Raw genomic sequence first — 21043 nt, 5'->3', positions numbered from 1 at the left:
TTTATGCAAGCCAGAGTGGAGGACTTTACCTCTCTCCAAACGCCACGCTAACATTGGTATAAATCGGTTTCCATAAGTATTGGAACACCGACTTCTCGCCAGTTGTGATGTCTACTTCACCCGTCATACCCGGCAGTATGGAAAAGCTTTCAGGGTTATCACGGAAGTAAGGCGTATCAACCGACACTACAACTTCATAATAGATCTCGCCACGTTCGCTTTGACTTGTGGTCGGTGAAATACTCTCTACCGCCCCTTTTAAAGCCCCAAAGCGGCTGTAATCAAACGCATCAATCTTGACTCGAGTGGGCTGCCCAACACTCACAAAACCAATATCTCTTGGGGACAAACGTGCTTTGAAGTCAGCGTTCCCTCCGACAGGCACAATTTCAACTACCGTGCCACCCGGCTGAATAACACCACCATCCTGCGTGCTTGGTATGCTTTGCACCAAGCCTTGTAGCGGTGACACTAACATAGTGTTCGTCAATTTAGCTTGGCTTGAACGAACTCTAGCATTCAATGCTGATAAGTCAGATACGGCTTTAGAACGATCATCGCTCACTTTAGCTTTCGCTTCCGCCAGAAGCTGTATGATTTTTTGGTCATTACTGTCAGCTTGTCTAATCAATACCGACTTCTTACCACGAGCTTCTTCGATTTTCTGTTCGATACTGGCCAATTTTTGTCGCATTTCAAGCACACGTAAACGTGAAATGTTACCCGCTTTATAACCCTTCTCCAGTATGTTCAACTCTTGCTTAGTCGCATTTAACTCTTTCTCATAACTCGGCAAGGCCTTTTCTACGCTACGAAGCTGCTCTGCAATTTGCTCGCTCTCTTTCTCAAGCACCACACGCTTTTGGAAGTAGAGGGCTTTTTGCGCGTTCAGCTGCGCTTTTTGCTGGCTGACGATCTCTGGGTAATCGACCTCAAACTCAGCAAGGTTAGGCTCACGTTGCTCAAGCAGCGCATTCATACGTTCCACACTGGCTAGAAGCGTCACTTGTTGGGACTTTAGCTCTTCAAGGGCGGTACGCTGGAAAGTGGCATCAAACTCAACAAGCGGCTGGCCTTTCTCTACCAACTGGCCTTCTTTAACAAAAATTTGCTTTAACTTACCGCCAATCGCACTTTGTAATACTTGCTTCTCGCCTTCCGGAATCACAGCACCTTTGGCTTTGGCGATTTCATCAACTTGAGTGACTACAGACCAAGTGGCAAAAGCAATAACACATAAGGCAACCGACCATGTGGCCAGCGCCAATGTACGAGCCGTATTTTGTGATTCAACAAGCTCACCGTAGCGGTTGCCCTTCTCGATAGATTGTTTAGTCATTAGCGACTCCTTGCTTAGACTCTGATTGTTCTTGTTGGGCTGCATTTTGTTGAGCAGACGCCTCTTGAGTTGACGGCTGTAGCTCTTGAGATAACGGTTGCTCAGATAACTGCGGTTCTTGAGAAGCTTGAGGCTCTGAAGGCTGTTCCTGCTTCGAAGACTGCTCCGGCTCTAATGGACCGGCATAAACCACTGCACCTTCATTTAATACCACCACTTTATCGGCAAGCTTGATTAAATCCGGATCGTGGGACGTGTAAATCACCGTTGCTTTTCCTTTTTTCGACTGCACAAACTCACCAAATATACGTTTAGCATTTGGGTGAGCATCAGGCACAGGATTATCCATTAAGAACATTGGGTAGTCATAAACCAGCGCTTTTGCATCAATTAGGATCTGCGCGACGCTGCCAGACAACATGTCAAAAAGGCTGTCCGGCTGAATACTGCTGATGGAAGTATCGAGCCCACCTGATAATGTCTCGAACCAACGCTTTCCGCCGACCATTTCAATTGCAGAGATCATTTTCTGATCTTCGACTTTGTGACCGTCGTTTAGCCACTCTCGAATACTCAGCGTAAGCAAATCAGGATATGCGGCTCGAATGAAACACCAGTGGCGATAAAGCTGCGGGTCGTATTGAACGAGGTTAACGCCTTCAAGCTCGACCATGCCATTTTGGATAGGCTGCAAGCCAGACAGCACTTCAATTAATGTTGATTTACCGCTCCCAGAAGGGCCGGTAATCGCGACAACTTCACCGGCTTCAATATCAAAACTCACACCATTCAAAGCGGGGCGACTCTGTTTGGGATAGCGCAGCGTCACTTGGTCTAATTTCAAGTTAGGCGCTACCACGGGTAACGGGTGATGCTGGTAACTGAATTCACGCTCAGACGGCTGAGACAAAATACGGTTCACTTGCAGCTTGGATTGATTAAAGCTATTAAAACGCATCGCGCTGTTTGCCAACACCTGAGCAGGACCCGTCACCTTAGATATCAACATCATTGAAGCAATCAAACCACCGGGCGTCATCACTTGTTCAAAAATAAGTCCTATGCCTAACCCCATCACGGCGAGTGTCGAGCCCACACCAATGAAATAGTAAATCGAGGTGTACCGACTCTGGAGAACCGATTGATTAAAGGTCACTGTTGAAGCAAGAAGATTGGCTTTTTTGAAACGTTGAATCCAGTGCTCTGAGAATCCAGCACTGCGAATAAAGGCAAGCTTGGATGACAGCTCATTAGTCATGTTTTGACGATTCGTACCTGCGACTGTCGATTGCATCGAGCGCTTGCTGCTAGAGCGTATCGAGCGTTTTGCTAGCAAGTAATAAAGGATTAAAGAGACGACTGGAACCAGTACCAACCATCCGCCTAAAACTCCTATCGCTAGTACAAAAATTAGAATGAATGGTAGGTCAAATAACGCATTTCCTAATGGCCCCGATAGCACACCTGAAATACGCTCTGACAACATCACTTGGTTTTGCTGACTAGAAGAAGCTGTTTGCTGATTTTGAGCATAGCTATTACGAAGCAGACGCTGCACGAGGGATTGAGAAATCTCACGACTTACTCGGTTGGAAACTGAAGCAAACACTCGGCTACGTAATGTTCTCAACCAACCCATCATCACAAACAACAACGCCGCACCAATGGCGATACCTTGCAACTCATGCCCTGCATCACCACCAATCACATGGTCATAAATCGACATCGTGATGAAGGGAACAGCAAGCGCAAATAAGTTAGTGATAAAGCTGACCAATAACAATTTAGGAATGATGGGGCGAAACGCATGTAACCTTTCACCAACCCAATCAGGAGAGGCCTTCTCTAATGGTGACCCTTCGATAACAATACAAAACTGAGGGACATCGGTGATGTCGTTATTGGCATTAAAGGCAACAAATTGCTTGGATTCCAAATGACCAGAGACCAGCTCATGTTCACCAAGTACCAGTAAGACCAATTTATGTTCACCAACTTCATCTAGGTTGGCAACCAAGCGATAAGGCAGTGCAAGCCTGTCGAACAAGGCAAACATATCGTCGATTGATTCAATGCCATTTTCATCGACCCATTGATGTGCGAACAACTGGATATTAGCATTAACTTCCAACTGCTTAAGAACGGAAAGGCTCTCGGTTTCTAAATGATTCATCACCTCTTGTCGACCGCTGGTATCTGCACGGTTGTTCGTACCTGAAGGGTTACCAATATCTAAACGATTCATACAACGGCCTCCTGATTGCTCTCGCTGTCGACCGTAATAGCTCGACTTTCCATTGTAATGATTCGATTAGCAAATTCGCGAAGCTTCGAATGGTAGCTCACCATCAGTATCGTGCGTCCTGCCGTTACTTCTTCTTCCAACACCTTAGCTAGATTCCCAAGGGCGTCTAAATCAAGTGAAGAATCCGGCCTTTCCAACATGATTATGGGTTTATCACTTGCCAATTGAGCCGCGATATTGAGCATTTTCACGTTACCCATACTCAACAAAGAAGCACTCGTATGGCCAATTTGTGTCTCTAGTCCATCGGGTAATCGAGTAATCTCTTTGGTTAAACCCAAACGCTTTGCATAGTCACTGGCGCTTTGCGTTTTCTCAGGGTCAAACCCGCACAAGTTGTCGAGAATAGTACCCGACACCAACTGCCCTTTAACGCCACAGTAGGCAGCAATATTGGTTACGGATGCGATTGAAACTGCAGCTCCGTTAATGAAGCACTCACCCGCTGTTAGATCATCAATACCTGCAATCGACGACAATAAATGACTGTTGGTGTGGCGATCCTCACTCTCTAACAAAACCAACTCACCTTTATTCAGTGTGACATCTGCATGAGAGAGTTCACCATATCTTTCAACGGTCGCTTGCTTGATTTCCAACGTCTCAAAGTCAGATAAGTGGTTCTCAACTTGCTCAGAATCTGAAGATTCCGATAATGATAAGTCACTCAATTTTTCTATTGCCTGATTGGCACTGTGTATTGAATTAAGCTTGATTCTAACCCCAACCAGAGCACTCAAAGGCGCAACCGCTCTGCCAGATAAGATAGAACATGCCGCCAAGCCACCAGTAGTTAACTGACCATCCAACACCCACAAGCTCCCCGTAATTACGAGTAAAACTGACGTGGCTAATGCGGCAAGCTGAATACATTCTTGGGCAAAGGCGTTCTGTTCTTCTTCTCTCGCTTTAGACTGAGAGCGAACGTTATTGAGGGATTTAAACTGATTGAAGATTCGAGACTCAACAGCCTGACGTTTGATTCCTTGAATGGTTTGGCTCAGTAAAATCAAGAACGCTTTTCGCTCCTGCTCATCTTGGGAAGCTTCTTCACTTAAGCTTTTAACGCGAATAGAAGATAACCAAACGATTCCGAGAGTAATCAGCCAAACTGCCAAAGGTATCGCCACCAGCTCACCGCCGATGTAAGCCACCAAGCCCAAGAAGATCAAGGCAAAAGGCAAATCAATAAAGCCTGCAATCACACCACCGGAATACCAATCTTTGACTTTGGATACAGAACCAAGCCCCTCTTCCACGCCGCCAACACCAATGTGGCGGAGATGGCCTGATGAAGCCGTTGTTACTCTTTCAACCAAAGTTTGATAGGTCGCTTTCTCGGTATTGCTGGCCGCGGCTGACAAAAGCCAAGTACGCACAAACCGGATCAATGCTTCCATGGCAACAGCCAACGCTGCACCCGCCAACAACAAAGTGGCAGTACCGTAACTTTGGTTAGGTAAAATACGATCGTAAATTTGCAAAACCGTTAACGGAACGGCGAGAGAGAGAAGATTTATGAGTAAAGAAGGCAGTAAGACTTTCCCCACCACCCCTTTGTTTTTCATTGAACTTGCGGGCATACACAATCCTTATCCATGCTTATGAAATAAGATTGGTACACCATGTTGAGTATTGCAAGGTAACGGACTGATTTAACGTGTTTTTCAATATAAATATGACACAGATCTTTCTACACAAATCTGTGGCTATACCCGTACCTTAAAAACGCTCCTTACAAACGCTCGTTACAAGTGCTCCTTACAAGTGCTCCTTACAAACAATTGTCGTAATCCGTTATCGCCTGCTTTAACTTTGAAAAGTCTGAGTTACATAAATACGGTTTCAGCGCTTCAAATTTATCTGAGGGCCACTCGTATATTTTGAATGACATGAGTTCGTCAATAACGGACTCATCAAATCGGTATTTGACGACTTTAGCTGGAGAACCACCGACAATGCTGTATGGAGCGACGTCTTTAGTCACCACACTATTCGCTGCAACCACAGCGCCTTCGCCAATCGTCACACCGGACATCACCATCGCTCTCATGCCTAACCACACCCCATCTTCAATGTGAGTGTCACCTTTGCCAATGTAGGCATCGTCGATTACATCCATAAATGGATACAGCGAAAACCAATCAACTCTGTGGGTATGGTTGCCACCCATTAAAATCACAACCTCTGCGCCAATGCAGACATAATCGCCGATATGGAGTTCGTCGATTTCCCATCGAGGCTCCCACTGGCGGCTGACTTCGTCGCCATGTAAATAGCGCACTACCGATTGTTCAAAGCCATTATCCCAGCAATCGCTGTAATAACTGTGTTGACCTTTTACGTGAATATTGGGGTTGGTTACGACTTCATGCAGCAACTCGAATTTGGACCAATGCTTCTTTTGCATTTCTACCTCTAATTAACTTATTAGTTTTATTCGTCTAAATATCAAAATGTCGACGCTGCAAATGCAAGGTGCGCACACTACCCCCTATAAACACAGGGTTCACTGGAATGAATAGTGAGTATCACGCTTAAATCATAGCAATGTCGCTAAAACTAAAGAGGCGTCAGTGGATTCGAGGTTGCTTAAGAAGAGGAAGTAGTTTCAAAGTTTGCTCAGCTTGTTATCGATAACTTGGTTGGATAATTTACAGGCGCAGTGTATCTGCTTAATCGCGCCAATTTAACAGGAAGATGTGATTAATAAGGTTTAAAATTTCGTTTCGTGGAATACGGAATAAACAAGAGCCTGCGCGATTACACAGGCTCAAACTTAGACTCAGCTATAAACTTCGGCTCTCGCTTGGAGCTGGGTTCAGCGATTACATGCGAGCAAGCTGTACTTTTCTGTCTTTATTCACCACGCAGAAGTTACCGCGCTTAGTGCGACACTTTGAGCATCGTTCGCATTCAACAGGGCTTCTATCCCCTTCCTTCCAACGCTTAACTAAATGCGGTTCAGAAAGCAGCGGTCTTGAAAGCGCGAAGTATTCAATGCCCGTGTTGTTTGCAATCGCTTCGATAGCATCAAAATCCGTTAGGCCACCAACCGTGATAACTGGGATATTAACGTCTTGGCTGACCGCGTGACCATATTCATGGAAGTAGCCTTCAGCTTGAATGGTAAAGCCATCGTGTGACTCGCCAATCATAGTGTCTGCTTTGCCATGAATATTACCCGATACAACAATGCCATCCACGCCCACTTGTTCAAGCTTTTTACACACAATACGTGTTTCGTCGAAGGTCACACCACCTTCAAAAAACTCCGAAGCTGTAAGCTTAACCAAGATAGGGAAATCATCTCCCACCAACTTACGCGTCGCGGTATAGATCTCTAACAAGAATCTCATGCGGTTTTCTAAGCTACCGCCGTATTCATCTTCACGTTGGTTGTAGTAAGGGCTTAAGAACTGATTAATCAGGTAAGTGTGAGCGGCATGAATTTCAACGCCATCAAAGCCTGACTTTTGTGCTCTCAAAGACGCTTGAGCAAACGCATCAACAATGTAGTCGATCTCGTCTTTGGTCATCGCTTTGCCTAGAGTTTGAGTTCCTTTTTCTGGAACCTCACTTGGTGCGTAGATTACTCGCTCGCCAAGGTCATGCGTGGTTTTGGTGCCACCATAAGCCAACTGCATCACGATTTTAGAGTCGTTGTCGTGCACCAGTTGAGTCAGCTTTTGATACTCTTCAATGAATGAGTCGTTATACATACCCATCATGCCTGCATTCGGCTTTTCTTCTTCAACAATGTTCGCGTAGCCCGTCACGATCAGGCCGACTTCACCTTGAGCCAACTCTTCATAGATAGCGTACAGTTTATCTGTCATATGCCCATCTTCGGTGGCCATATTTTCCCACGTTGCACTTCTCATGAAGCGATTCTTTAGTGTCATCTTGCCAATGTGGGTTTCTGTAAACAAAGTGCTCAAGTGTCTTCCTCTCAAAATCGTGTTACGCAAGTTACCCATTAAGCATGGGCACTGATTCAGGCGGATACTACAGAGAATAAGGCAGCGAAAACTTAATCTAGATTAAGAGAGCGGCACTCTCATGTGAGAAAGATATAGAAAGCATCAAAAAGAGATAAAAAAGATTGGAGAAATGGTAACAAAAGAAAGTCGCTAAGTTTTAATAAGCGACTTTGTTCAATTTAATCTGGACTAAGTCAATGGTTCTTACGAGAGGTGTCCACCTGCGAATTTCTGCCTGCTAACAGTTATTTGAACTCATAGGTGTAAGACGCGCCAACACTGTTATTTTCACCGAAATCGTCCTCAGCAAAAATAGTGAAGAAGTTGAATGATTGAGCGTCACTCAACTTGTAGCTAGCACCGACGCCTGCCCAATACCCTGAATAATCATCAGACCCCATTGAACCGCCACCGAAGCCCATGATAGACCATTCATCAGTAATCGTTTTTAAACCAAACGCACCAATGTAGCCACCGTGTGTTGAGCTCGACATCAATACATAGTCAGAACCAACATTATCATCATCGAAAACCGCTACTTCGCCGTCATTATAGCTGTAACCAGCCATAGGGAAGATTTGCCAACCGAACGGCTCAATATCGAAATAGCTCAGTGGTATAAATGTGCCAATACTGTAGTTGTTCTTATAAGCATCGTTGTCATATTCAGAACGGCTAAAGTTGAAGTTAACAATACCCATAGGCAACAGCCATGAGCCGCCTATTCGCCATTCTTCGCCATCTGCGTTAACACGAGCATTGATCATTCGTGCTTCATCAAGCCCAATAGACCCAGAGAACTGCAGATCTTCGTTATAAGCAACGCCAGCTTTGGTTACGATTTTAGTCGGATCATCAGGGTGCTTCTCTTCAGCAAAAGCACCCGTTGAAAATAAAGACACTAAAGTAATGATTAGTAGATTACGTAATGTCATTAGAAGGTCGCGCTAACACCAACAAAGTGGATACGGCCATCGAACGAACCATTCAACAGATTAACTTGACCAAATCGACCATATCGATCCATCTCAACTGAACCCAAATCAGCGTATTCATAGAACACATCAATTAAGATGTCGTCCCAGTAGGTAGATGCGCCAACTGAGTAGCGGTACTGTTCACCCACAGGAAGGTCAACCCATTGCATTGACGGGTCGTCTTGTGGAGAAGTTTCGTAAGAGAAACCGGCTTTCAAACGCCAGTCTGAGTTAAGTTGGTAATCTGCACCAACTGCAAACTTCCATACATCGTCCCAATCGCGCAATAGTGTTTGATTAATTGGAAGGTTACCATTTTGGTTTGTACCCAAATCTAAAACAGTGCTATCCCATTGACTCCAACGATGAAATTGCACACTAGCTAATAGTTCAAGCTGAGTATTAAATGCATAACTCAAACTGGCATCAACAATTTCAGGTACATCTATACCAGTATTTAATGAACGCTGGCCGCCAGTAAATACATTCACATCATTGTTAAATTCATGTTCGAGTTTAGAACGATAACTAGCACCCAATTTAAGCTTGTCTGTCGGTGTGTACATTACGCCAAGGTTATAGCCGTATGCCCAGTCAGTATCTTGCTTCGCAGTAAGCATTGACGTTGTTTGTTGGAATGCAGCCCAACTGAATTGCACACCCGCGCCTACTGACCATTGGTCATTCAGCTTATAACTCAGTGATGGGTTCACTTGCATTGCAGTAAGAGTGATATCTTCTAGAAGTGCAGCACCCGCCCAATCACTGCCGTAATCAAGGCTAGAGCCGCCAACAGCGCCAAGCGCGATACCAAGGTGTAATTTGTCTGTGACTTGATGAGCGTGGAAGGCACCAAATGACGGCATTACGGAATGAGCTTTACCATCTGGATTACCACCGTTATCTTGATACTTCATTTCAAGATCGAATGCCATGGTGTTGATGGTCGTTTTGCTTTCGCCCATGTGAGACATAGTGGCAGGGTTTGTCCACATCGCCGCTGCAGATCGAGTGTAAACACCATCACCAGCGCCAGTAGTACCAGCGTTGGCAACGACAGCTTCTTGCAAAAACAGGCCACTTGCGAATGCATTTAAGCTCGTAAAAATTGCAGTGGCAGCTAGAGAGTAAGTAAAAGTTTTGTTCATCAGAGCGCTCATTTAGCCTTAGACATTAAATTGCTCTAAGGTTACCGCAAAGCTCAATAAACAAAGGGAATATCCATTATTCCTGTACAAACATTATTTGAACTTTCTTGCTAAGTAAGAGCGTGGCTTGTCAGGATGAATTTCACGCTGTGCTGCTATCGCTCGGTTCTTACCTAACCCAACCTTTATCTGATACCAAGTTTCGCAGAATACAGCCATGCCCGGGCTTGACCACCAAGTCTTGTTGTAGAGCTTCTTGTTAGCAGCGACGACATCTGGCGACCGATTCGCACACTCAAGTGCCAACGCATAGGCTTCAGCGTAAGGATCTTCGGCAATCTTGGTCACCAACCCATATTCTTTAGCGGTTTCACAGTCGATCACTTTGGCCGTCATCGCCATTTCAAGGGTGTGATCTTTACGCATCAGCTCTCTAAAAGCGATAGCGCCTCCCATGTCTGGAATCAGACCCCACTTTGCTTCCAATATAGAGAAGTTCGCATCCGGGCTAGCAATTCTAAAATCACCCCCACTGACCAATTGCAGGCCGCCTCCCCAACAACGACCATGAATCGCAAAAATGACAGGGCATGGAATATCTCGCCAACCCAATGAAAAGCGTTGTGCAGCGTTAGGCAATGTCGGTAGCCATTTAAACAAGAGCTTCATCGCCCCAGATTTACTGGTTAATAGGGACTTAACATCAAGCCCTGAACAAAAATCAGAACCCTCACCTTTTACTATTACGGCACGAATCTCGGTGTTCTTTTTCAGCTGAGTCACCATGTTATTCACGCCTTGAAACATTGCCATATCAATAGCATTGAGCTTATCGGGTCGATTCAACACAACCGTCGCAATTTGGTTTTTATCGATAGAACAAGTAATACGATCGAGGTTTGGCATGGTGGCTACCTTATCAGTGGTCAGACCTTTAGGTTATACATTTTATTAACATATGCCAAACTTGCACATTAAGAAGCGAGACCTGTGTTGCTTAACGTCTTTCCCTTTACACAAACGACATCAACAAAAAAGCAGTGATGGATCGCTCCATTCACTGCTTTTCATCCGTAGCTTTTATCGCCAATGGCTTTGATTGCCAGTAGCTTTGATTAGCAATGGCTTTCGGTCATGAGCAAAACCTATGTTCTTCGAGATTTCAGTAGCAAGAAGATAAAGTAGCTGCCAGCAATAATGGAAACTAACGTCCCTGCCGCAAGCTGCGCTCGGAACACTACCACTTGCCCTAAGCAGTCAGAAAATAGCATATATTCTGGTAACTTAAACCAAAGCGCTGAACATTAAAAAGGCCATTGAAAATCATCATTTCAATGGCCTTCTCGTTCCTACTAGCCAGGCAGCTAGCCAATTACCTAAGCAACTAACTGAGCTGAGACTCTCTCGCTTCTTGGTTACTGAAACCACGCAAAATGTTAAACAGGGTAATCAATGTGAACAGCATGATAACGAGCGATAAATGCCACGCTTCCCCTAACCCTAACTGAACCAGGCCCATACTCACCATTGAAGACACCACCATCTGCCCGCCACCAGACATCGCAGCCGCCGCGCCAGCGTTCTTCTTATAAGGCAACATCACTAACGCCTGAGCACAAGGTAACGCAATACCATTACCAAGGATCATCAAGAACTGGCCAAGCATGAGATACAAAGGTTCGAGTGGACAGAAGAACAGCCACAAGGCCGCAGCAACGTGCAATACAGGTGTGCATAACAGAGTTTTCTTGTTACCCAGCATAGGGCGAATACGGTTACATAAGCCTGTTCCGCCAAGCATGCCTAATGCTGGAATCACCGCCCACATCGCGTATTCATCTGACGTCATACCAATCTGGTTTTGCATGATAAATGGCATCACCGACACAGTGGTGATCATCAAGCTAAAGTTAAGCCAACCGATACTCGCAAAGCTCATAAAATAACGAGAAGTGAGTAGCTCTTTATATTGAGAAACCATTTTATTCGGTGAAGGGATCGCCGAAACCTGAGTGACAGTTTCTTTAAACTTGAACGCCAATACACCCCAAGCCAATGAGACATAGCCAAGTAGTGAGATGAACACCATGCTCCAACCGAAGTGGAAGTTAATGAATCCACCGATAACGGGCGCGATCAAAGGTGTTATAGACGCAACCATAGCAATGTAAGACATCGCCAAAGGCAAGTCTGCCCCACTGAATCTGTCTCGCGTAGAAGCACGAGCAAGTACCGCGCAACAACCGGTTCCTAAGCCTTGCAGGAATCGCCCCATCACCATGCTAGTAAACGAATGGCTGAAGAAGATGATCATCAATAACCCAAGCATGGCAATCAACAAACCGCTTAGCAGTACCTTCTTGCGTCCCAAAGCATCGGAAATAGGGCCATAAATAAACTGGGAAGGGCCAAAGCCTAATAAATACACACTCACCAAAAGCTGGGCTTGCTCTAGCGAGACATCAAAATCTTTTGCGATCCAAGGCAAAGAAGGAAACACCAAGCCCATACTGAGCTGGCCGATACTGATGACCAAACACGCAAGTAAGATCGATTTAAAATCAAATCCACGACTCATCGTTTAATAGGTCCGTTCGAAGAAAAATCGTGCGTATCTAACTCACAACATAAAAACTGAGAAAATAGCGAAAATGCTGCTGGTGAGTTGTTCATAATGCTCCGACGGGATCAAATAGAGAAAGGCACAGTAAACATACGTGAGCTTGTATAATCATACAATAGGCGTTCAACTAAATATGTGAATAGTCACTTTTCAGCAACCTCGGCTTTCCGCCTATCGGCCACAAGCGCTAGACTAACACTAGATGCTCATAATCAAGGGACTTCAATGAACACTCATCACCGTATTTTTTCATGTGCTTTGGCGCTGCTTGCCTCAGGTCCTGTAACGTCAGCCTTTGCTTGGCAGGCAGAGAAGATCACCGACGGACTCGTGGTCCCTTGGGGACTGGCTTATGTCAACGATAAGTCCATGCTAGTCACAGAAAAATCAGGCGTCATTAAACATGTCGATTTAAAAACTGGCGATCAACACACACTCTTCAGGCTGCCCAATGTATGGGCGAAAGGCCAAGGTGGATTATTAGATATCGCACTTTCCCCTTTTGAAAACGGAAAGTTCTACGTCACTTACAGTAAAGACATCGATGATGAAGGCGTAACAACACTGGCTTCTGCTAATTACAGCAATAATGAAGTCATCAATTGGACAGACGTGTTTGTAACTAAATCCAGAACGGACACAGGACGTCACTTTGGTAGCCGTATCACCTTTGATGATAGCCACCTGTATTTTTCAATCGGTGATCGAGGTGATCGAGACAACGGCCAAGACACCATGACTCACGCCGGATCAATATTACGACTGAATGCCGATGGAAGCACACCAAGCGATAACCCATTCACGGATAACAACAAAGTGCTCAATGAAATTTGGAGCTTTGGCCATCGTAATCCACAAGGTCTGTATTACGATTTCCCGACTCAAAAGCTTTGGTCGATTGAACACGGCCCTCGCGGTGGTGATGAAATTAACCTAATAAAAGCGGGTGCCAACTATGGGTGGCCTGTCACCTCACACGGAAAAGAGTATTGGGGCCCTATCAGCGTTGGCGAATCGGAAACCAAAGATGGTATTGAAGCGCCAAAAAAAGTCTATGTTCCTTCAATCGCTCCGGGGAGCTTGATTGTTTACCAAGGCGATAAGTACCCAGAGCTGAAAGGCAAACTGCTGGCTGGCGCACTAAAACTTACTCACATCAATATTGTGACAGTCAATGAACAAGGTGAGGCAATCGAGGAAGAACGCATTTTAGAGGACTTGGGCGAAAGGGTAAGAGACATCGAAACTTCACCAAACGGAGACATCTTCTTCAGCACTGATAATGGCAACCTGTACCGCTTGAAAAAGTAGCCGAGACCTCGTTCAAGTAAAGGCACTTACCTTACAACGACATTTATAAATATAAGCCGTTAAAAGTGGGCTCAACGCCCAGTTAGCGGCTTTAAATTTGCAAAAATGAATGCGCTAAAACAGTGCATTTACTCCAAATTCGTCATCAATTTCGACCACCTTTTTCACAAAAACTACAACAAATCACCATACAACTGTAACTCCATGATATTTAAGGAATGCAAAGTTTGACTACCCCCAAGTTTCTGCAACCTTTCCCTATGTATTCGATTGACTATCCCCTGATTTGATTTAGACTCGTTCCCGGCTAGAAAGAAAGTTCTTTGTATATAAACATTTCGTTGGATTACTAGTAACCCCGTTGTGTTGTACGCAATAGCAATAAACTTTTCCACGCTATCAGTGCCACAATTGGCTCAAAATAAAAATTTAATTTTAGGATATCATCATGTCTAACACAGTTACTGGTACAGTAAAATGGTTCAACGAAACTAAAGGCTTCGGCTTCATTCAACAAGAAAACGGCCCAGACGTATTCGCACACTTCTCTGCTATCACTGGCGACGGTTTCAAAACTCTTGCTGAAGGCCAAAAAGTTGAGTTCGTAGTATCTCAAGGTCAAAAAGGCCCACAAGCTGACAGCATCAAAGTACTTTAATTTAGTATTTTAAAGCTTTCTAAAAATAGCCAGCCTCTGCTGGCTATTTTTTTACCCGCTATTCAGAGATTTAAGGTAATATTCCCCTTCACTATTTCTACCTAAGACACCCTCTCAATGGCTCTTAAACCGACAATCTACAAGTTTCGTATCTCTTTAACCGATATGAATCGCGACTATTACGACTCTTTCAATCTAACGGTTGCACAACACCCTTCTGAAACAGAACAGCGAATGATGGCTCGAATCATGGCTTTCTGTATCAATGCATCTCCTGAACTTGAGTTCACTAAAGGATTGTCTAGCATTGAAGAACCCGATTTATGGCAGAAGTCGTTAGACGATCAAATCCTAGAATGGGTCGATGTGGGCGAACCCGATCCAGAGCGTGTTAAGAAGGCAACTCGCCTATCTAAATCAGTACGCGTATTCAGCTTCAACACTAAATCAAACGTTTGGTGGGAGCAGAACAAAGGTAAATTCGGCTACCTAAAAGCTCAGATCGTTCGTCTAGACAACGATGGTATTGAGCAGCTAGCGGCGATGACACAACGTACGATGGATCTTTCAGTCATGCTGACGGGTAACTCTGCTTTCATTAACAGCGATACTCAATCGGCAGAAGTAACGTGGGAAGAGCTACAGAGTAATGACTGAGCGTCCAACCCCGAATAATTCGCAAACAGAAGCTAGCCTGCAAGAAGAAGCCAAGCAGCAAGAAATCAAAGCCAAACAACAAGCTAGAACCAAGCTTCACCAGTGTTTAAAAGAAGCAGGTTTAGATTCAGTCAAAGCGCTCTCGACAAGCTACGAGAAAGAGCTGTCGTCATTTATTGATGAAAACCACGCTCTGTTCAAACACGCTTGCGAGAACAAGCCGGAGAACTCTGCACGTCAGACGTTGCTTGGCTTGCTAACCAAGGTACATATCGATGCAAGCTATCGCTTTGAAAGCAATAAAGAAGCGAATGAGGCGATGCAAAATGTATTCGATAATACAGTGGGAACTGAGCACAGCGACAAGTTTCAAAACTCTAACGCTCAACAGTTAAAACTAGTCACGCATTTGTGGTTGTTCATTCAAGGACGACTAGGAATGGATTACAGCCTAGCCAATGATCACGCAGCTGTAGCCGCTACGCTACTGTCTCGTATATCGAGAAGCAGTGATGATGAGATTCGCGTAGAGTTCATGGCGAGTTTTTACGATGGTTTGAGCATCTATCAAGCCGAGAACAAGCCATCCGGTATTGTTCACCACTTAAAGCGTTTGTTTAACCTTTCTTAAGCACTCCACCAGCGACTGATTCTAGTTACGCTCTATATGCTTTCAACAAACGTTAAGATATAGAGCGTGCTTTTTCTGCTTGGCCGCAACAGATTCCCTATTACGTTCATTCTTCACTTTAGGGAATAACAGCATTCTCAGCCATTACAGTTGACTTCATTACAGGCGTAAAAAAGCCCCGCATAAAGCGAGGCTTAGAATATATTTCAATGAACATCAATTTACAGAGGCTAAATTGAATTCATCTAATAATGCAGTGAATCAACGCAGGCCGTGTAAGAACTCGTGGCGCGTTGCTGGGTTTGATCTGAAGATACCGCCTAGAGCTGTTGTTGTCGTTTCGCTGGTTGCATCCATTACACCGCGAGATTTCACGCAGTAGTGAACCGCATCCATGGTTACAGCAACGTCATCGGTTTCGAGTAGCGTTTGCAATGCAACAAGGATCTGCTGAGTCATACGCTCTTGAACTTGTGGGCGCTGAGCAAAGAATCGAACAATACGGTTAATCTTTGAAAGACCAATGATTTTTCCACGCGGGATATAAGCGACCGCAGTCTTACCATCAATCGTCACTAAGTGGTGCTCACAAGTACTGGTCACGGTAATGTCTTTTACTCGTACCATCTCACGAACGCCCATCTTGTTTTCGATTACCGTAATTTTAGGGAAATTGGCGTAATCCAAACCAGAGAAAATTTCATCCACGTACATTTTAGCAATACGTTGCGGTGTTTCTTCCAGACTATCGTCCGTAAGATCAAGTTCAAGGAGAGTGAGAATCTCACGCATATGGTGTTCGATTCGTTCCTTTTTCTCTTCTCGGCTAACCTGGTTTGGACTCATTGGTGTCTCTAAACCACGGCTTGCTAGCGCATCTTTAACCAACTTCGCTGATTCGCTAAGACCTGACATTGAACTTCCTCTTTTATTACCCCTTCTGGATGGCAAACAAGGATACTCGGAATTTTGAATAAATACACCCATATTTTAAGGGAGGTCATTATTTACGGGGCTTAAACTGTGCTAGAGTGGCTAGAATTTCGTTGGCGAACCATCATGATTTGATAACTATTGAATCCCTATTGCCAACCGCCAAATCAAAATAATAACGATCAAAGGATTTCAATTATGGGCTGTTGCGACGCTCCGGGCTTGATGCCAATTGAAGAAGCACTAGATAAGCTGCTATCACCAATTCAACCTATTCAAACGACCTTATCACTGCCATTAGCAGAAGCATTGGGTTACGTACTTGCTGAAGATATTCTATCCCCTATTTTCGTCCCTCCTTTTGATAACTCAGCAATGGACGGCTATGCACTGCGCTTAGCAGACCTAGAGAACAGTAAAGTGCTGCCTTTAGCGGGCAAGTCCTTTGCAGGTCAACCTTTTGAAGGTGAATGGCCAGCAAACACCTGTATTCGCATTATGACTGGCGCAAAGATCCCGGAAGGTTGTGACGTCGTAATCATGCAAGAAAACACGGCTGAAACTGACGCTGGCATTGAGATTCAGCAAGACGACATCAAGCTGAACAATAACATTCGCCCTACCGGTGACGACATCAAGCAAGGCGATATCGTTCTTAGCCGTGGCGAACGTTTAACACCTCGTGACATTCCAATGATTGCTTCGCTCGGTGTGAGTCATGTAACTGTGGCACACAAACCTAAAGTCGCTTTCTTCTCTACTGGCGATGAGCTCAAGCCATTAGGTCAGCCTCTTGAAGATGGTCAGATCTACGACAGCAACCGCTACGGTATCAAACCACTGATTGAAGCGTTTGGTTGCGAAGCAATTGACCTAGGTATTATTCCTGATTGCCCTGCAACGCTTAAAGAAACCTTTGTAAAAGCGCAAGAACTGGCAGACGTAGTTGTCACTTCTGGTGGCGTAAGTGTCGGCGAAGCTGATTACACCAAAGACATTCTTGAAGAGCTTGGCGAAATCGGCTTTTGGAAACTAGCAATCAAACCAGGTAAACCATTCGCATTTGGTGAGCTAGACAACGCTTGGTTCTGTGGCCTACCGGGTAACCCAGTATCAGCAATGATGACTATGTATGTGTTAGTTCAGCCTATGCTGGCTAAATTAGCTGGTCACACAGCATGGACAGCACCAGAGTCGATTCCTGCTATCACTAAATCTGCATTCAAAAAAGGCCCAGGCCGTACTGATTACCAACGTGGCATCTACTCGATTGAAAACGGTAAGTTTGTAGTAGAAACAACAGGTAACCAAAGCTCTGGCGCTTTCCGCTCAATGAGCTTAGCAAACTGCTTTGTGGTACTAGAGCGCGAACGTGGCCGTGTTGAAGTCGGTGAAACGGTTCAGATTCAACTGTTTAACTCCACGCTTTACTAACGAGGCTTGCTGATGGAAATACTGTCTGACGCAGAGATGCTTCGCTATAACCGCCAGATCATTCTCAAGCAGTTTGATTTTGAGGGTCAAGAAGCGCTGAAACAGAGCTCGATTTTGGTGTTAGGTGCGGGTGGTTTAGGCTGTGCCTCTGCTCAATACCTTGCGACTGCGGGTATTGGTAAGCTAATGCTGATCGACGACGATGTTGTCGAGCTTTCAAACTTGCAACGACAAGTGCTTCACACCGATGCTGATATTGGTAAGAAGAAAGTCGTTTCAGCCGCTGAATCATTACAGGTGTTAAACCCACACCTTAGAGTTGAAACGGTCGACCACAGACTTGATGACGAGGCACTAGCAAAGCTCATTGAAGCGCATTCGTTAGTACTTGATGCCAGCGACAACGTTGAAACGCGCAATCAACTTAACCGTTTGTGTTACGCCTCAAAAACGCCACTTGTATCGGGCGCTGCGATTCGCATGGAAGGTCAGATTAGTGTCTTCACTTATCAAGATGCTGACGCACCCTGTTACCAGTGTTTAAGCGCTCTATTTGGCAACGCTGCTCTAAGCTGTGTTGAAGCCGGTGTGATGGCACCTGTTGTTGGCATGGTAGGCGCGGCTCAGGCTTTGGAAGCTATCAAGGTTATTGCCAAGTTTGGACAACCAAAGCAAGGCAAACTTTTGATTCTCGATGCCATGTCTCACAGCTGGCGTGAAATGAATTTAATAAAGATGCCTAATTGTTCGGTGTGTGGTAAGTAATAAAAAGAGCCAAAGCCCATTGAGTTGGCTTTGGCTCGTTACCCTAATACGTTGTTAATGATTAGAAGTATATTCAGAAGCGACGTAATCTAGCTCCTTTTGCTCTGCGAGCATCTCAACTACAATTTCAGGTAGTGATGGAACCCCATGAAGAAAACCTTGTTGGTTAAAGCCGCCTAGAGCTTCCAGAAATGCACAGGTGTCTTTATTTTCAACACCCTCATAGATAATACGTGCGTTTTTTACCGAAACGAGCTTCTTAACTTCATCGATTTTTTGCATGTAATCAATGTTATGGCAAAGTCCCCATGTAATGGTTTTATCTATTTTTATCTCACTAATAGGCAGTTTGACAATACGTTCAATATTCGATGCTTCCATCCCAAAGTCATCTATAGAGATCTCAAAACCATTCAACCTTAGCCGTAAAATATTTGCCAACAATTCTTTTTCAATATTGCCTGAAAGCCCCTTTTCAGTCAGCTCTACAACGATAGTATGCTCAATACCTTGCTTATAGATCTCGAGTAGATTATCGACAACAGATTCATCAGTCAGTAAATTAGGATCGATATTAATTGAGAACCTCAACGATTTATCAAGTTCACTGAAGTGGAGATGATAATCCTGAATGAATTTATTTATCACGATATTGGTAAAAACCTTTTGCTTTCCTAGCTCTTCAATTACTGGCAAAAAATAGCTCGGTGGAAGTAAGGTCCCGTTTTCATCAGACCATCGTGACAACACTTCAAACCCCGAAATAACATTTATATCCGAAACAACTTGCGGCTGATAAACCAGATTGATGGGAAAATCGTCATCGATGATTGTTGCACGGTTACCAAAGCCAAGCTCGCTTTTGGTTATGGTTTCAACTTCAAGTGCTTTATCAACCAACTCACTTATTTGGTTAGCCCAAATAGGCTTTTCTAGTGAAGCGACAACATTTAACTCATAGAGCTTTCCAAGCATACTCACCGAGCTAACAATGGATTTATCCAAACCTGAAATAATGATTATTTTAGACTCAACATTTTGTTGCGACATCATACTCAAGAGTTCAAATCCATCGCCATTGGGCATCATGATGTCCATAATCACCAAATCAAATGATGCGTTTTGCATTTTGCTCATTGCATCGAACGCATTTTCTGCAAACTGTACAGATGTTTTTTTATTAAATAAAGAGACCGCATTTTTAATGACCTCTCTCGATAGTTCAACATCGTCAACAATCAATACTGTGTTATTCATTCTCTTCACCTTTATAGTTTGCAATAATATCCATCCAAGTGCGTTGTGATTTCATTTTCTTTGAATCCAAGTTCATGACCTTCATTGATCTATCGTTACTTCTTACACTTCGATACTCGCAGCCCAATGAAAAAAACAGATCAAAAATCCTTTTGCTTTTCAGTAGTATATAAAGCTCTTTATCTGGATTTAAGCTTTGTAGATACTTGTACGCCTCTCTGCCCATTGTGTCTGTAAATGACGAATAATGAGTGCAGTTAAAAGTAACAACTAAATGTGCTCTATCTTCTTTAGATACTAAGACTTGCTCCAAAAAATCTGCTGCAAGATTATAGTTAGCACTTAATAAGTGTCCGATTAATTGCCCATTAACCGTGACGAGCGTTAACTCTCCAGAATATTGATTTATTATTTTTTCAATAATTACCTTTCTACTCATACCTAAATCTTCTAAATTACTGAGCATAACGTTATCTTCATATTCAAAGATGACATCAATTAACTTGGTAATCTTCCCAAGAAGGAATGAATTATTTGAGTTAATCACCGTAACTTCTGTTTGGACGTGCATGTTCATATCAATATAACCGTTATTATTAAATTTATTCGTTAACCCTGTGAGAACTGTTTGTGAGTCGTTTGCCTCCCAAACATCAAATATGTTGACTCCAATAAGGTCCAGTAACTCGTTTTGACGTTTTAAGTGGGGAGTTGTTACTCCTCTTTCCCAACGGCTTAGTGTCACAACGTCCAGGTTGTTAAAGTTAGAGTTACTTCTTTGAATCGCATCAACAAAATTAGTTTGAGACAAACCATTATTAACACGAAACGTACGTATAATATTTCCAAACATAGCTTTATTTTCTTATTCGTTATTGTGATTTAGCTTATTTTTAATTAAATACGAACAAAAGCTAAGGGCAAGCTGTGATTGAATAATTTGAAAATGCCCAGCTACTCTCAACACTTATTGGATGATCATAGACAGAACCTTAAGCACTAACATAGACAGAACCTTAAGC

The 21043-nt window shown here is 44.0% G+C and carries 18 protein-coding genes; 6 read left to right on the top strand and 12 right to left on the bottom strand.

The window, feature by feature from the left end; all coding sequences use genetic code 11:
* Positions 1–25: 25 nt before the first annotated feature.
* From AB4558_RS13645 to AB4558_RS13605, 9 genes are all read right to left on the bottom strand, one after another.
* Positions 26–1339: an HlyD family type I secretion periplasmic adaptor subunit gene (locus tag AB4558_RS13645; RefSeq protein ID WP_372074854.1), complete on the bottom strand. Its 1314-nt coding sequence runs from the start codon at positions 1337–1339 to the stop codon at positions 26–28.
* Positions 1332–3584 (bottom strand): ABC transporter transmembrane domain-containing protein, encoded by a 2253-nt coding sequence (locus tag AB4558_RS13640; protein ID WP_102320574.1) that lies wholly within the window; start codon positions 3582–3584, stop codon positions 1332–1334. Before AB4558_RS13640 ends, AB4558_RS13645 begins: the two co-directional genes overlap by 8 nt.
* Positions 3581–5227: an ABC transporter transmembrane domain-containing protein gene (locus tag AB4558_RS13635; protein ID WP_372158867.1), complete on the bottom strand. Its 1647-nt coding sequence runs from the start codon at positions 5225–5227 to the stop codon at positions 3581–3583. Before AB4558_RS13635 ends, AB4558_RS13640 begins: the two co-directional genes overlap by 4 nt.
* Positions 5228–5418: 191 nt before the next feature.
* Complete coding sequence (locus AB4558_RS13630) at positions 5419–6054, bottom strand: CatB-related O-acetyltransferase (protein ID WP_372074856.1); 636 nt, start codon at positions 6052–6054, stop codon at positions 5419–5421.
* Between the two features lie 418 nt (positions 6055–6472).
* Entirely contained in the window at positions 6473–7585 is a 1113-nt protein-coding gene (locus AB4558_RS13625; RefSeq protein WP_372074857.1) for an NADH:flavin oxidoreductase, read from the bottom strand.
* Positions 7586–7872: 287 nt separating this feature from the next.
* Entirely contained in the window at positions 7873–8562 is a 690-nt protein-coding gene (locus AB4558_RS13620; RefSeq protein ID WP_102320576.1) for a hypothetical protein, read from the bottom strand.
* Positions 8562–9752, bottom strand: coding sequence for an OmpP1/FadL family transporter (locus AB4558_RS13615; RefSeq protein WP_372074858.1), 1191 nt, complete (start codon positions 9750–9752; stop codon positions 8562–8564). Before AB4558_RS13615 ends, AB4558_RS13620 begins: the two co-directional genes overlap by 1 nt.
* Positions 9753–9845: 93 nt before the next feature.
* On the bottom strand, positions 9846–10658 hold the full coding sequence (locus tag AB4558_RS13610) for a crotonase/enoyl-CoA hydratase family protein (protein WP_372074859.1): 813 nt from the start codon (positions 10656–10658) through the stop codon (positions 9846–9848).
* Between the two features lie 478 nt (positions 10659–11136).
* A complete protein-coding gene (locus AB4558_RS13605) occupies positions 11137–12330 on the bottom strand; it encodes a multidrug effflux MFS transporter (protein WP_372074860.1) in 1194 nt (397 codons plus the stop codon).
* A 270-nt stretch (positions 12331–12600) separates the two neighbouring features.
* On the opposite strand from AB4558_RS13605, the gene AB4558_RS13600 reads away from it, so the two are divergent.
* From AB4558_RS13600 to AB4558_RS13585, 4 genes are all read left to right on the top strand, one after another.
* Positions 12601–13686: a PQQ-dependent sugar dehydrogenase gene (locus AB4558_RS13600; RefSeq protein WP_372074861.1), complete on the top strand. Its 1086-nt coding sequence runs from the start codon at positions 12601–12603 to the stop codon at positions 13684–13686.
* A gap of 448 nt (positions 13687–14134) precedes the next feature.
* Positions 14135–14344, top strand: a complete 210-nt coding sequence (locus AB4558_RS13595; RefSeq protein WP_010430417.1) for a cold-shock protein — start codon at positions 14135–14137, stop codon at positions 14342–14344.
* A 117-nt stretch (positions 14345–14461) separates the two neighbouring features.
* Positions 14462–15001 carry a YaeQ family protein gene (locus tag AB4558_RS13590; protein WP_017061727.1) on the top strand — a complete coding sequence of 180 codons (540 nt, stop codon included), beginning with the start codon at positions 14462–14464 and terminating at the stop codon, positions 14999–15001.
* Positions 14994–15632, top strand: coding sequence for a hypothetical protein (locus tag AB4558_RS13585; protein WP_372074862.1), 639 nt, complete (start codon positions 14994–14996; stop codon positions 15630–15632). The genes AB4558_RS13590 and AB4558_RS13585 overlap by 8 nt, the downstream gene beginning before the upstream one ends.
* Before the next feature lie 261 nt (positions 15633–15893).
* Here AB4558_RS13585 and folE read toward each other — a convergent pair whose 3' ends face one another.
* Positions 15894–16547: a GTP cyclohydrolase I FolE gene (gene folE / locus AB4558_RS13580; protein WP_017061725.1), complete on the bottom strand. Its 654-nt coding sequence runs from the start codon at positions 16545–16547 to the stop codon at positions 15894–15896.
* A gap of 216 nt (positions 16548–16763) precedes the next feature.
* On the opposite strand from folE, the gene moeA reads away from it, so the two are divergent.
* Together moeA and moeB are read left to right on the top strand one after the other, a co-directional pair.
* Positions 16764–17999 carry a molybdopterin molybdotransferase MoeA gene (gene moeA / locus AB4558_RS13575; RefSeq protein ID WP_102393097.1) on the top strand — a complete coding sequence of 412 codons (1236 nt, stop codon included), beginning with the start codon at positions 16764–16766 and terminating at the stop codon, positions 17997–17999.
* Between the two features lie 12 nt (positions 18000–18011).
* Positions 18012–18764 carry a molybdopterin-synthase adenylyltransferase MoeB gene (moeB, locus tag AB4558_RS13570; protein WP_065583719.1) on the top strand — a complete coding sequence of 251 codons (753 nt, stop codon included), beginning with the start codon at positions 18012–18014 and terminating at the stop codon, positions 18762–18764.
* 54 nt (positions 18765–18818) lie between these two features.
* Here the strand turns inward: moeB and AB4558_RS13565 are convergent, their stop codons facing one another.
* Positions 18819–20021, bottom strand: a complete 1203-nt coding sequence (locus AB4558_RS13565; RefSeq protein ID WP_372158866.1) for an EAL domain-containing protein — start codon at positions 20019–20021, stop codon at positions 18819–18821.
* Positions 20014–20874: a helix-turn-helix transcriptional regulator gene (locus AB4558_RS13560; RefSeq protein WP_102319859.1), complete on the bottom strand. Its 861-nt coding sequence runs from the start codon at positions 20872–20874 to the stop codon at positions 20014–20016. The genes AB4558_RS13565 and AB4558_RS13560 overlap by 8 nt, the downstream gene beginning before the upstream one ends.
* Positions 20875–21043 lie beyond the last annotated feature (169 nt).

It is taken from the genome of Vibrio sp. 10N.222.51.C5, assembly GCF_041474575.1.
Classification (GTDB): Bacteria; Pseudomonadota; Gammaproteobacteria; order Enterobacterales; family Vibrionaceae; genus Vibrio; species Vibrio crassostreae_C.
This window is presented reverse-complemented; position numbering and strand designations above follow the sequence as displayed.